12 protein-coding genes and 1 tRNA gene are annotated in these 12,504 nt (G+C 58.2%); 4 read left to right on the top strand and 9 right to left on the bottom strand.

Annotation, left to right across the window (positions count from 1 at the left end; translation table 11 throughout):
* Positions 1–13 precede the first annotated feature (13 nt).
* The 3 genes from ETAA8_RS31495 to ETAA8_RS31505 all read right to left on the bottom strand — a co-directional run bounded on the left by ETAA8_RS31495 (position 14) and on the right by ETAA8_RS31505 (position 5,493).
* Positions 14–1,423 (bottom strand): hypothetical protein, encoded by a 1,410-nt coding sequence (locus tag ETAA8_RS31495; protein ID WP_145098511.1) that lies wholly within the window; start codon positions 1,421–1,423, stop codon positions 14–16.
* 226 nt (positions 1,424–1,649) lie between these two features.
* On the bottom strand, positions 1,650–2,999 hold the full coding sequence (locus ETAA8_RS31500; protein WP_145098514.1) for a DUF1501 domain-containing protein: 1,350 nt from the start codon (positions 2,997–2,999) through the stop codon (positions 1,650–1,652).
* A gap of 52 nt (positions 3,000–3,051) precedes the next feature.
* On the bottom strand, positions 3,052–5,493 hold the full coding sequence (locus ETAA8_RS31505) for a DUF1553 domain-containing protein (RefSeq protein WP_238397839.1): 2,442 nt from the start codon (positions 5,491–5,493) through the stop codon (positions 3,052–3,054).
* A 234-nt stretch (positions 5,494–5,727) separates the two neighbouring features.
* Here ETAA8_RS31505 and ETAA8_RS31510 point away from each other — a divergent pair, with 234 nt between their 5' ends.
* Together ETAA8_RS31510 and ETAA8_RS31515 are read left to right on the top strand one after the other, a co-directional pair.
* Entirely contained in the window at positions 5,728–6,474 is a 747-nt protein-coding gene (locus ETAA8_RS31510; RefSeq protein ID WP_145098520.1) for a hypothetical protein, read from the top strand.
* A 15-nt stretch (positions 6,475–6,489) separates the two neighbouring features.
* Positions 6,490–6,687, top strand: a complete 198-nt coding sequence (locus tag ETAA8_RS31515) for a hypothetical protein (protein WP_145098523.1) — start codon at positions 6,490–6,492, stop codon at positions 6,685–6,687.
* Positions 6,688–6,741: 54 nt separating this feature from the next.
* Here the strand turns inward: ETAA8_RS31515 and ETAA8_RS31520 are convergent.
* The 5 genes from ETAA8_RS31520 to ETAA8_RS31540 form a co-directional block, all read right to left on the bottom strand.
* Positions 6,742–6,815: transfer RNA gene (locus ETAA8_RS31520), tRNA-Val, on the bottom strand.
* 162 nt (positions 6,816–6,977) lie between these two features.
* Entirely contained in the window at positions 6,978–7,640 is a 663-nt protein-coding gene (locus ETAA8_RS31525; RefSeq protein ID WP_202921388.1) for a DUF1326 domain-containing protein, read from the bottom strand.
* A 556-nt stretch (positions 7,641–8,196) separates the two neighbouring features.
* Entirely contained in the window at positions 8,197–8,640 is a 444-nt protein-coding gene (locus tag ETAA8_RS31530) for a DUF6428 family protein (RefSeq protein WP_145098529.1), read from the bottom strand.
* A 125-nt stretch (positions 8,641–8,765) separates the two neighbouring features.
* Positions 8,766–9,110 carry an ArsR/SmtB family transcription factor gene (locus ETAA8_RS31535; RefSeq protein ID WP_202921389.1) on the bottom strand — a complete coding sequence of 115 codons (345 nt, stop codon included), beginning with the start codon at positions 9,108–9,110 and terminating at the stop codon, positions 8,766–8,768.
* Between the two features lie 60 nt (positions 9,111–9,170).
* Entirely contained in the window at positions 9,171–9,533 is a 363-nt protein-coding gene (locus ETAA8_RS31540; RefSeq protein WP_145098532.1) for a 4a-hydroxytetrahydrobiopterin dehydratase, read from the bottom strand.
* Positions 9,534–9,690: 157 nt separating this feature from the next.
* On the opposite strand from ETAA8_RS31540, the gene ETAA8_RS31545 reads away from it, so the two are divergent.
* The gene (locus ETAA8_RS31545) at positions 9,691–10,512 is read left to right on the top strand and encodes an SDR family NAD(P)-dependent oxidoreductase (RefSeq protein ID WP_145098535.1); all 822 of its coding nucleotides are present in this window, start codon (positions 9,691–9,693) and stop codon (positions 10,510–10,512) included.
* 50 nt (positions 10,513–10,562) lie between these two features.
* Here ETAA8_RS31545 and ETAA8_RS31550 read toward each other — a convergent pair whose 3' ends face one another.
* Positions 10,563–11,798: a polysaccharide pyruvyl transferase family protein gene (locus ETAA8_RS31550; RefSeq protein WP_145098538.1), complete on the bottom strand. Its 1,236-nt coding sequence runs from the start codon at positions 11,796–11,798 to the stop codon at positions 10,563–10,565.
* Between the two features lie 221 nt (positions 11,799–12,019).
* On the opposite strand from ETAA8_RS31550, the gene ETAA8_RS31555 reads away from it, so the two are divergent.
* Positions 12,020–12,499: a hypothetical protein gene (locus ETAA8_RS31555; protein WP_145098541.1), complete on the top strand. Its 480-nt coding sequence runs from the start codon at positions 12,020–12,022 to the stop codon at positions 12,497–12,499.
* Positions 12,500–12,504 lie beyond the last annotated feature (5 nt).

The raw sequence follows: 12,504 nt of genomic DNA on the forward strand, positions 1-12,504 counted from the left end.
TCTGCCCGGAGACCTACTGCATCGGCACAATCGTCGTGTGGCCGCCGTGCACGACCATTGAAGCTTCGCCTTTGTACTTCGGCAGGTCCTTGGGCACATCGCGCACGATGCGTCCAATCACGACCGCAGTATCGCCCACTTTCGCCCCTTGATCTTGCAGGCTCTTGGGAGTGACAACGGCGACGGAGAGCGGCCCCGATTTGCGAGCGATCTCAATGGTTGTTTCGAACATGTCGCCGACGGACTTGAAGTCGGTAACGGTGCCGCCAAAGGCAATTCCGTCGTTCCCTTCGGTGGCGGCGAGCCGCTCTGCCGCAAAGAAATTGACGAACTGCAGCTTGCCGCTGAGCAGTAGCGAGAATTCTTTGATCTCCGAGGCTTTGTCCTGCAGTTCAGCTTCCGCCAGGTCTGCTTGCGAAGCAACCTTGCCAAGCTCAGCTGCGGACTCGAACATTTCGAGCCCCTTTTGCTTACGAGTGGCAGCATCGGCTCCAGCGGCCTGGTCAAATGCTTCGCGCTTGGCAACTGCCATGGCATAGGCCGTTGTGAGTTCGAACGAGCCGACAACTGGCTTGGCGTTTGGATCCTCGGGCTTGGGAGGTGGCGGTGTGAAGTCGACCGGCTTTTCAGTATCGACGACCAACGGTGGCTCCGCGGTCTTCGTGGGCTCCACCATCTTCAAGGGGTCTTCGATCTTCACATCGGTCTCGGGTGCGAGAACTGGCGCTGCACCCGGATCGAGAGGATCGATCACCGGCACAGCGGGGTTTTCTAATTGGCTGAACTTGCCATCGGGATCGAAGCTATTGCCGCCGTTCTTTTTCTTCCCTTTTACAACCGCGGGAACGGGTGGCGCGAACTTTTTGATATTGTTCGAACCGTTGGTATCGGCACTGTCGTCAGTCGGCTTGGTCTTTTTCGTGCCCCGATACTTTTCGGGGACGATCGCGGGGATGTACTTCGCAACGAGAGGCCCCGCTTCGAGCGGATCGCCCAGGCCAAGAGGTGTGTACCAGGCCAGTGCATGGAACAGGACGATCGCTCCGACACCGCCCATGACCACCTGAATGACCTGGCCAACCGGGCTGCCGCTTTTCTTTTTGGGCCGCGTAGTACCCTTCAGCGGGCGAGGTGCAGCAGCAGCGGCACCTTCACCGGGTGGAGTCGTGTCGAACATCCCGCCAGGCGCAGTGTCGCCAGCGACTTTGTACTCCGGTTCGTCGTAAGCGGTCCCGCTGCCATAGGTTGGCTCATCCAAACCGGGCCCCGGATCGAGCACGATCAGGGTCGGGGGCATCTTTGCCAACGCTTCGGAGAGGATGTACTCGTCGCGGCAGAGCGGGCAACGCACACGGGCTTGGGGCGAAACCTTGGCGGGCAGAGTAACTTCGTCGCGACAACGGGGGCAAGCGACAATCGACATGAGACAACTCCAATCGGCCGGTTCAATGCTGTACAGGGGCCGATGATAGGACGGCTAAGTGATGAGCGACCTCGGGATCTGCGCAAACTTTCGCGCTCGCCCTCGGCCAGCTACAATTTAAGCTCCAGCCGGGGGCTTCGGCTAGCATTTATGCGAGAAAGTCAGCCCGGCGGGCGAAAAACGAGCCGAGTTTCTGGCCAGAGGAGAATAATCACCTCAGTTCGCACTACAGGAGCGAACGGATGATCTTTCCGTCGTTGACGATCTTGATCGGCCGTCCTTCCTGCGTGAGGAACTCCTGCTGCGGATCGATCCCCAGCAAGTGAGTCATTGTGGCGAACAAGTCCTCGGGGCCGTGCGGCTGATCGGCCGGCCGTTCGGCTCGTTCGTCGCTGGCGCCAATCACGCGGCCACCTTGAATGCCGCCACCCCCCAAAATCACCGTGAAGCTTGGGCCCCAGTGATCTCGGCCGGCGTTTTTGTTGATACGCGGCGTGCGACCAAATTCGCCCGAGACGACTACCAGGGTCTTCTCGAGCATGCCCCGCTCGCTCAGGTCGCGAAAGAGGGTTGAAATCGCCGGATCCAATTGCGGCAGCAGGTCGCGCTTGAGCGTGGCGAAGTTGCCGTCGTGCGTGTCCCAATTCGCATGCTCGATGGTTACGCAGCGCACACCCGCTTCGACCAGGCGGCGCGACATCAAACACGATTGACCGAGCGTGTTGCGGCCGTATTCATCCCGCAACTTGTCATTTTCGGCATGCAAATTAAAGGCTTGCTTCGCTGCGGGCGAGACGATCAGGTCGAACGCCTTCTGTCGAAAGACGTCCACGGTTTTAGCTCGGCTATTGGCTTCGAGCTCTGCTGATTTCTGGTACTTGTCGACCTTGGCGAGTAGTGCCTGGCGCGAGCTGAGGCGATCGGCAGAGAGTGTAAGCGGTGGGACCAAATCAGGAACGGAAAAATCTGGAGCTGCTGGATCGGCCTCGACCGAGAGCGGAGCACAAGTTGCACCCAGATACGCAGCGCCCGCACTGTTGTGCATTTGCGGCAGACAAACATAAGTGGGTATGGGACTGGCCGCGCGGGCCGAGCCATTTTGCGGGCCAAGCTTCTTAGCGATGATCGAGCCAAGCGATGGGCGTTGGTTGTTCGGCGACAAGCTGGGGTTGAAACCAGCTTGGGGAAAATAACCCGTCAGCATGTAATGGTCAGCAGCGCCGTGGTCGCTGTTCTTGTGACCGAAGCCACGCAATAGCGCCATCTTATCCATCTGCAGGGCCATCTTGGGTAGCAGGTCGCAAATCTGCAGTCCCGGTACGTTCGTGGCACCTGGATTGAAGTCGCCGCGAAACTCGGCGGGTGCGGAGGGCTTCATATCGATGGTGTCGATGGTGCTCAAGCCTCCCTTCAAAAAGACATAGATCACACTCAGCCCGCGATCGTTCGCCGCCGCTCCGATGTTCTCGGCCCGCAGCATGCCATCGAGCGACAGTCCGCTGCCAAACAGCCCGGTTAGGCCGACCTTGAGCAGATCGCGCCGCTGCAGTCCATCACAGAATTTGCGGTTGGTCATGGCTTACTCGTTTTCCAAATGCGTGGTCGCGACCTGGCGGCTTGTAGCGAGTTTAGTGATTAAACACAAACTCCAATGAGTTTAACATCGTCCAGGCTAAGTCTTCGGCTGCAGTCCGGCGGGCAGCAGGGCCTGCTTTGCCGGCGGTTTGTAAGTAATTGACGGCGGTCTGGCTCTCTTCAGCTGTAGGCTGGCGAGAGAAGATGGTCAGATAAAGCTCTTCTGCCAGGCGGTCGTCTTGCGATTGCTCCTTCACCAGGCGCGCGACGGAACCGCCATCGTGCGACAGCTTCTCTTGCACGCGTTGCGAATTGAGCAGATGCAGCACTTGCGCGACGCTCGGTTCACTGACGCGTTCGCAATCGCAGGCAGTTACGCGAACGGGGCGACCGAACAGCTTGAGGAAGTAGTGATCGACCTGGCTATCCCAGAGTTCGATCGCCCGGGTATTGGCCTGCGCTCCTTCGTACCGCTCTTGGATGCCAGTGGCCTGGCAGAGCGCATCGAGTAGAACTTCGGCATCCATTCGCTTGAGAAGTGCGCGAGAATAATTTTGTTCGTCGCGCACGTTGGTGGCATTGGTCGTTGTCGACTGCTGATAAGTCCGCGAGAGGGCAATTGTCTTCAGGAGTGATTTCAAATCGAATTTCGAAGCCACTAAATGCTGAGCCAGCCCAGCGAGCAGTTCGGGATTGCTCGGCGGGTTTGTGGCGCGCACATCGTCGACCGGTTCGACCAGCCCGCGACCGAGCATATGAGCCCACACCCGGTTGGCCATATTCTTGGCGAAGAACGGATTGCCTGGCGATGTCATCCACGCAGCTAGCTCCACACGGCGATCGCCGGAGACATTCTCTGCCGGCATTGGTTCGCCCAGCGGATGTGCAGTGATGACTTCGCTGGTGCGAGGATGCTTCGTCACGGGGTCGCCAGTTGCCACCAGGACTTCGCCAAATGGCGTCGTCTTCCGCTGCAACTGTGCAAAGTAAGCCGTCATGCCGAAGTAATCGGTCTGGCTCCAGCGATCGTAAGGGTGGTGGTGGCATTGCGCGCATTCGATGCGCACACCCAAAAAGACTTGTGACACGGCGCTGGCAGCTGGTCCGGGCTGCGGCACGGCTTTAAACATGTAACCCTGCGGATTCTCACTCAGCGGCCCATCGGCGGTGACCACCGCGCGAGCAAATTGGTCGAGCGGCATCTCCTGGGCAATCGCCGACCGAATCCAACGATATTGTTCATAGGCACCCTTATGACCGAGGGCCAGACGGTCGACTCGCAACAAGTCGGACCATTTGAGGGCCCAATAAGCGGCAAATTCTGGCCTTTGCAGCAGCGAGTCAATCAGCAATTCGCGACGATTGGTGCGCGTGTCGCTGAGGAAGCGGCGAGCTTCGTCCGCAGTGGGAAGCGTGCCAATCAAGTCGAGATGCACGCGACGCAAAAAGTCGGCGTCGCTACAAAGTTCGGCAGGAACGATGTTGAGTTGCTTCAGCCGTCGGTAGACGTGGCCATCAATAAAGTTGTGCTCGGGGACGTGCGGATAGTCAGTCACGGCTTCAGGGCGCGGCACAATTACATGCAATACGTCGACCTGCCCCATGTAACTTGCCATTACCGCGACGACACCTGGGTTTTGTCCCGCGGTTACCAGGCCTTCTTCCGTTACGGAAGCAAGTACATCGTGATTCGATTGATAACGAGCCAGGCGGGTCACATCAATCCGCTGGCCGTCGGTCATCTCGGCGACAACTCGCAGTTGCTGTGTTTGACCGAGCCCCAACTGGCGCTCGCGCGGCGTCAGTTCAATCTTCTTCACGGTGGGATCACTGGTTGATCCAGCCGGCAGCCCTTCGGCAATCCAACGTCGCAGCGTTTCATATTCGGGGCGATCGGGCGTAATTCGGATGCCGCCACCGTGCGGAGCGCCGCCGCTCGCCTTGCGCAGCAGCAAGCTCCGCTCCGGAGCGGCTGGAAACACTCGTCGTCCACGAGCCTCTTGTGTCAGCGCGCGGTAATCGGCCGGAGGATCAAACCCAAATACCGACAACTTGAAACCGTTTTGTCCTTCCGCTTTACCATGGCAACCCGAGGCGTTGCAAGCGAACTTGCCCAGGATCGGCACAATGTCATTCTCGAAGTTCAAGGCACGATGCTCGTCTGCCAGAGTGACGGTCACCGTCACTTCTGTTTTCAATTCGCCTGCAGAGATCTCAATGGTCGTCTGACCGTTCCCCTTGGCGGACACAATTCCTTCTGCAGTCACTAAGGCAAGCTTTGGATCGCGCGATCGGTAAGTTGCGGCGTGCGTCAGATCGACCGTCCGGTTGTCGCTCGTCGTTCCGCTAATTAACAACTGCCAGGTCGCATTTGCACCCACCAAAGATACCTGCGCGGGATCAACCTTCACGGCGTTAACTGGCTCGGTGGCACTTACGAAGACTCCCAGCAGCAAAATGCTCGCGGTCGATAATAGCGCGGCAGCTGGTCGCATCACGAATGCCTCGGGAGGGAAAAAGGCGGGCAGGGAAAGGGCGGGACGCACTCGCGGCGAAATATTGCTTAGGTCGCCAGCATGCGTCCATCAATCGTAATCGACTGGTGAGCGGCAAAGCAAGCTGAATGAGGGGTGGCGATTACCCGGTCGCGACCGCTGCGGCATCAGCGAAAGTCGGGTGAAACGTTACAATGGCAACGCCTTTGCCGGACGGATTCCAGGGTGCAGCCCATGAACTTGAATCAACTGTTGTCGCTAATTGAGCTTAGTGAAGCGAGCGCAATCTATTTCCACCTCGCTGGTGAATCGAACACATTCAAGCTGACACTGCACTACCAGGATCGCGAACTCGTTCGCGACGGTCTGGAGTTTTCGCTTGATGTGCTCCGTGAATCCGATGACGTCGGCCAGGAAATTGCCGAATATGCGGAAGTGGCAGCCGCCAATCCAACCAGCCGCATCACGGTCGAGTTGCCCCTGGTGCCAATTGTGGATTACATAGCATCGTCCGGCGCGACAGACCTAACGATGCGGCGCGAAGGAGATTCTGTGGCAATCGTCAGGCTCGCCAGCAAAGTGGCTGGGCATGACGTCGCCTACTACTTCGCAATCAACCGCGATAGCGTGCTGGGCATCGACGAAGCGAGTGTTTCGCAGCAGGATCGCGCGTTGTATGCCCTGTCAGTGGCGTTTCGGAAGACCCTGTTCGAGGCGAAGCAGAATACGTTCAACCCAGTTGGATTCGAGGGGGAATTAATCTTAGAAAACAGCCCGATCTTGTGCTTGGGCGGGCCCAAAGATGGTGAACGAGTGACCGATGCTGGCCCGTTTCTTCGCCTGGCTACCCTCGGCCAGGTTTATGAAAAACGCTGGTTTCGATCGGCTGGCATCGAACGAGCGTTCTATGTTCATGCCGGCATCAGCGACGCAGCAGCTGCCGCACTTGCCCGAGCAGTGATGACCGCTGCGTCAAGGTAGGGCAGCGTCTAATCGATGTCATCGATTCGTTCCGGCAAATTTGCCGACTTCGGCCGCAAGCTGTTTGCTAACCTGCGGTCATCCCGAGCCACGGAACTTGCCTGGGAGTGTCCGCCGCACATTGCCGCTGCCTGGCTAGGGCACTCGACCCTGGTCGCCCAAAAGCACTGCTGGCAAATTACCGATGAGGACTACCGCCTCGCGCGTCGGTGAACCTCAAAAATCCCGGAAAAGTGTCGAATACACGGAATTTTTCGAAGCGAGAAATGGGCGGTACTGGACTCGAACCAGCGACCTCCACGATGTCAACGTGGCGCTCTAACCAACTGAGCTAACCGCCCGAAAAGTCGATTTTAGAGTAGCCCGCCAAGGCGAATTACGCAACGGGGGCTATCAGGTTTGGGACTGCGGATCGATCGGAGTGGAGGCGAACCAGCAACGGCCAAGGGAAAAATACTTAGGCCGTCGCAAGCAACTCTATCGGCGGCAACTGGCCGCCAGCTTTACTCGTAGACGAAAGTTGCCATGTACGCGCTGCGGCTGTTCGGGGTCGACCACGTGGTTCCCAAACCGCGGCCCTTATATTCGGCCTCAATCGAAACACCGGCGGCGAAGTTTTGCAGCTTGGCGAGTGGCGGGTAGTAGGCGACTTCGTTGGTGCAAATGCAATCGGTCGCGCGGGCTTTGCGGGTCGATAGCTTGACCATCTTCCCGGCAGCCAGATTGCCCGACAGGGTTGCCAGATCCAGCGACATCGTAATCGGCGCGTTATCGATCCGCACCACTTCCTTGCCAGCCCGCCCTGCATGTTCCTTGGCGAACAGTATCAACGCTTCGCGCTGTTCGGGCGAAGCCTTCTCATCGACGATCACCGTCGACTTGAGCGACTTGGGATCATTCACGCCACCAAAACCCAGCGTATCGGAACCGGTCATGCAGACCACGACACTCAGGCCGGCGAGATCGACACCCGCGTGTTTGCCGTCTTCGATGTTCCACGCCATCACCGCGTCTTTGCCAGCCAAAGCTGTCTCGGCATTGGCGAAGCAGGGCCCGGTATAAACCTGGCAAGTGCGAGTTTCCAAATAGGTGCCGGACACTTCATCGGCCCAGGCGGGCAAGGCCAGGCCAGCAGCAACCAGGGCGAGCATTGCGGAACGCAACATGCGGAACTCCTTCAGGCGAGAAACCATTCAGCGATTGACCAACGGAGGAAAGACCAGCAGGCCCCCCTCATTCTATGCGGTATTTGGCTGCGGAGCCAATAGATTGCTGGGCGCTCGCTTGATTGTCGAGCCTGGTCTTGAGGCAAGCTGACGGTCGAAGCAGGCAAGCGACTCTGGAATCAGCTACCCGCGAGTGAGAAAGGGCTCAGCGCGACTCAACCGCTCGCCGCGAAATCTTGCCAACCTAAACGTTCAACATGGAACCTCTTAATTGGACACCCATCGCTCGCAAACCCGAGAGTTACGCCGTTTCGTGTTCAATTAACGACCCCTTAATTGAACACCCCCCCCTCTTTGCGCGCCATGACGCCACTCAAAGAATGCTCGCTCAAGCGGCGAACTTCGCTACTGCTCTATTTGCTCTACTTATTCCAAATTGGCCGGCAGGAGCCCCAGCCAAAAGAGGATGGCGATTACAAGAGCCATGGCGAGGCAAAGACCTAGCCAACCCAATGCTTGATCGAACTTCACTGGTCGCCTCGGTGTAGCAACAGCCCTAGCAACAACAACTGGGAGTGCTGCACTCGCCCACGCCGCACTTGTCCTTGGCCAGGCAATCCGTCTGTTTGCCCACGAGCACGAACGTCAATGCGCTCGGGCCAACTTCGACATTGGAGAGCACATATTGGGCAGCGATTTGCGGCCCGTACTCGATTTCAATGGGCAGTTCGCCCGTACCAAGCACCGGCTTGGCAAGGTCGAGAATCTTGGCGAGCTTTCCCGATTCGAGCCGATGATCGAGATCATTGGCCGTCCAAGTCTGTAACAAGCACGAAGCTGTCTGCCGGCGCGTGCCGCCGCAATCGATGAAGGTTTTGTCGACCCGACCGACTTCGGTTACGTGAAAATGGTCGGGAATAAACTCGCCAGTCGGGAGCTGAAGCCGCAGCGACGATTCTGTGTGCTTTTCGAGCAAGCCTTGGAGTTCTTGTACGTTCATGGTTTGTTCCTTTCGGTTTCAAGCCAGGTGAGGATGTGTTGTTTGATCTCATCCCGCAAACGGCGGAATTCGCCAATACATTCGCTCAAGCGAATATATTGGCTAAATTTTTTAGCCCATCCAAATTACTCGCAGCACTTAAACCGGCTCTGCTTGAGTCGTTCGGCGTCTTTGGCGAGGCGCGGGATCGAGCCGCAGCTCACGATGCAACTTTTCAAGGCTGCGTCGAAGCCATCCGCCGCCAGCGCCAACTGGTAATAGCACCAGATGCCATCCTTACGAACAGTCACCAGGCCAGCCTTGCGCAAATAAGCAAGATGGCGCGAGACAGTCGGTTGCGGGCAACCCAAGGCCGAGACGATATCGCACACGCAAAGTTCACCAACCAGAAGTAGGGACAGAATGCGGAGTCGTGTCTTGTCTGACAAGGCTCGGAACACTCGGTCGGGCTTCAGTGTGGTGGTCTTCATATCTGCTTAAGCGAATATATAGCTGCGGCCGACAAAAAACAAGGCAGTTGCCTCGGCCAGCTACTTCTTCGCATCGACGGGAATCTGGTCGATCTTGGCGGCCAGAATGAAATCGTTCTCGCTCAAACCGCCGATAGCGTGCGTGAAGATTTCGATCCAGACGCGGCGATAACCTTCCAAATGCAGATCGGGATGATGCTGGTCGGCTTCGGCAATGCGGGCCACTTCGTCGAAGAATTTGATCCCGACCATGAAGTTCTTCACGTTCCAGTCTTTGCGAATTCGCTGCCCGTCGTGAGTCAGTCGCCAGCCCGGCAGCTGAGCCAACTGCTGTTCGGCGTCGCGGGCCGCATAGGGCTCGACGCCCCCTTCGCAGGGTTGGCACTTTTTCTTCGCTAGTTCGGTGGTTGATTGCGCGGCCATGTATTGTCTCCTGGAGAGTTCGGGCCTTTCATTATCGGTGCCGGAAGCAAACGAGGCAAAGGGGAGGAACTGGCGACGAATGGCGCACGCGCGGTCGCTGGCTATAATCAGCTGTCACCATTGGTAGCACTTTTTGAAATCGATTTGAACCTGCCTCATGTCGTGGTCTTTTGCTAACGCCTCCGCCAAGCACGCTCTCGTGACGGGGGCTTCGTCGGGACTGGGGCTGGCGATTGTGCGGCAACTGACGGCGGCGGGAACCAAAGTCGCGCTCGTCGCGCGCGATGCAGCGAAGCTGCAGCAGACTATTGCCGCCTTACAATTGCCGGCCGAGCAAACACTGGCGATTGCGGCAGACATCACGCAGCAAGCCGATGTCGACCGCCTGGCAGCGACCGTCGAACAAACCTGGGGCCAGCTCGACCTGCTGGTGAACTGCGCCGGCAAGAGCAGCCGCGGCAAGATCGAAGAGACGACGCCCGAGCAGTTTCAAGAACTGTGGGAATTGAATTTTCTCGCGGCGGTTCGCTGCACGCGCGCACTCTTGCCGCCCCTGCTCGCCAGCCAAGGGCACGTTGTGCAAATCGGCTCGTTGGCTTCCAAGAGCACTTCGAAGTTTCTCGGAGCCTATCCGGCTGGCAAGTTCGCTTTGGCCGCTTACTCGCAGCAGTTGCGGCTGGAACTTGGCGACCGCGGACTGCACGTGTTACTCGTCTGCCCGGGGCCCATCGCCCGCGACGATGCCGGCTCGCGCTACGACACTCAAGCGGCCGACCTGCCGGCAGAGGCCCGTCAGCCCGGCGGCGGTGTGAAGCTCAAGGGAATCCAGCCCGACGATCTCGCCCGGCGAATTCTCCGCGCTTGCGAACGTCGCCAGCCCGAGCTAATCGTCCCCGCCAAAGCTCGCCTGCTCTTCACCATCAGCCAACTCTGGCCCACCCTCGGCGATTGGCTCACCAACCGCCTGACAGGCAAATAATCGTCTTATCTGGGTCAGCTGAGAATATTCCGCAGGTGCCGGCGCAGGAATTAAGCCAACGCCTGCTTGAGCGATTCCGACATCACGCGCTGGCGCTCTTGAACGAAGGCGTGAGCCTTGGCAGCTTTGGCTTTCGCGCCAGCAGGGTCTTTGGCAATGCCGAGGACCGCGGCAGTCAGACCTTTGTGCGCCTCATCGAAGTCGTGATCGAACAGCCATTCTTTCAGGCCAATATCGTCCCACATCCAGCCTTTGGTCGTCTGCTCGGCGAAGCGGCAAACGATGGCCGGCACGCCGTTGCCGATGCACATGATCGGGCTGTGCATCTCGTTGCCGAAGAGACCGGCACTGCGCACAAAGACGCTCAATGCCTCGTCGGTGAGCCAATAGTTTTCGCGCCAGACAACGCGCTTCGCCACATCGGCCGGCAGCTTGTCCATGATGGTCTCTTTGCCGACGGCCATTTGCGACATGTCTTCTGGACAGACGAGGACCTTCATGTCGGTCTCGCGCACGAGCGCGATGACAGCGTCGCGGAGCGGTGCATTGTCGTGCTCCTTCATCTCTTCGTTGCGGGCGTGCTTCTTTTCATCGAACGGACGATCTTTCTTAATGAGCCAATAGGGTGTGTAGCGGAGTCGCGGAATGCAACACATGAACTTGCCTGTTTCCAGCCCACTCTCCTGCAAGTATTTGTCGGCGAGTGCATCGTTACGGAGATCAACCGCAAAGGCACCATCGGGGCCGAACTCCATGACGGGGCAAGTAACGCCCGCTTTCTTCATCGCGCTGACGGAGCGCCCATCGCGGAAATAACAAAACTTGGCCCCGCTGAGCAATTGCTTCGAGACGTCGCTAATTTCGGGCGCGTGCGAGATTCCCCAAATGCCATAGGGCTTGCCGGTCTCTTTCTGCCAGCGGCCGACGTCCTTCACTGCCACAAATCCCGAACCCGAACCGTGCAGCAGGAAATCGTTCTCTTTCACCGCAGCGTCGATCTCGGCTTTGCCCTTGGCGATTTTCAAGTTAGGAAACCGCTTCAGCAGCAAGGGTTCGACACCCTCGCCAATGCTGCTTGGCCAGAGCGTGACGTCGATCTCGGGAACGTGCTTTTCCAGGATGGTCAAGATGCCCGGCGTGTGTCCGATGTCGCCAATGTTCACCGTCTGCCAGGCATTGCGGAGCAACACTTTGGGTTTGCGCTTTTCCTGCGCGGGCAGAGAAGCGGTCACTGCCGCAGCCAAGGCGGAACCAAGGGATGTTTGCAGAAATTCGCGGCGTTGCATGATCGTTCTCGGCACTGGAAGAGGAAGTTGGCCCGGAGCATTCTTTGTAGAGTTCGTTGCCCGCAGCGGCAACCGCCCTAAGTCGTCGACTGCTCGTGCGACAACTCGGGGATCTTCCCAGTAGAATTCAGCGAGCCAGCTCAAGCAATTCTCGTCGCGAGCGAATACATCGGCGAAGGTTGATTGCGGCGGGCGTCACGCTTTCTTACAGGACAAACTCGATGGAAATGAAACCCGGCATTCCCGAGGGATATCAAGAACAGCAAGACCGCGAGCACTTGAAGCTCCTTTCGATCTTGTTCTATGTGATGGCTGGCCTGTCGGCCCTCAGCGGTTGCTTTCCGTTTCTCTACCTGGGCTTCGGACTGGTGATGCTCGGCGGCGCTGCAACTGGCATGAAGCCTGAGCATGAGGACCGAACCGGCATGCTCGTCGCTGGCGGCGTGATGGTGGGGTTCGCGATCTTTTTCGTTTTGTTCCTGCTCGTTCAGGCCTATTTGCTGTACCGCACGGGCAAGAATTTGACCGAACGACGCCATCACACGTTTTGCATGGTCATCGCCGCCATCTGTTGCCTCAACGCGCCGCTGGGTACCGCCCTCGGTATCTTCACGATCATCGTCCTCCAACGGCCGACAGTAAAACTCTCGTTCGATGCCGACTTCCACCGCCCCTTTGCCACACCGCCGCCGCGGTACTAACCGGA

It is taken from the genome of Anatilimnocola aggregata (assembly GCF_007747655.1).
GTDB classification, from domain to species: domain Bacteria; phylum Planctomycetota; class Planctomycetia; order Pirellulales; family Pirellulaceae; genus Anatilimnocola; species Anatilimnocola aggregata.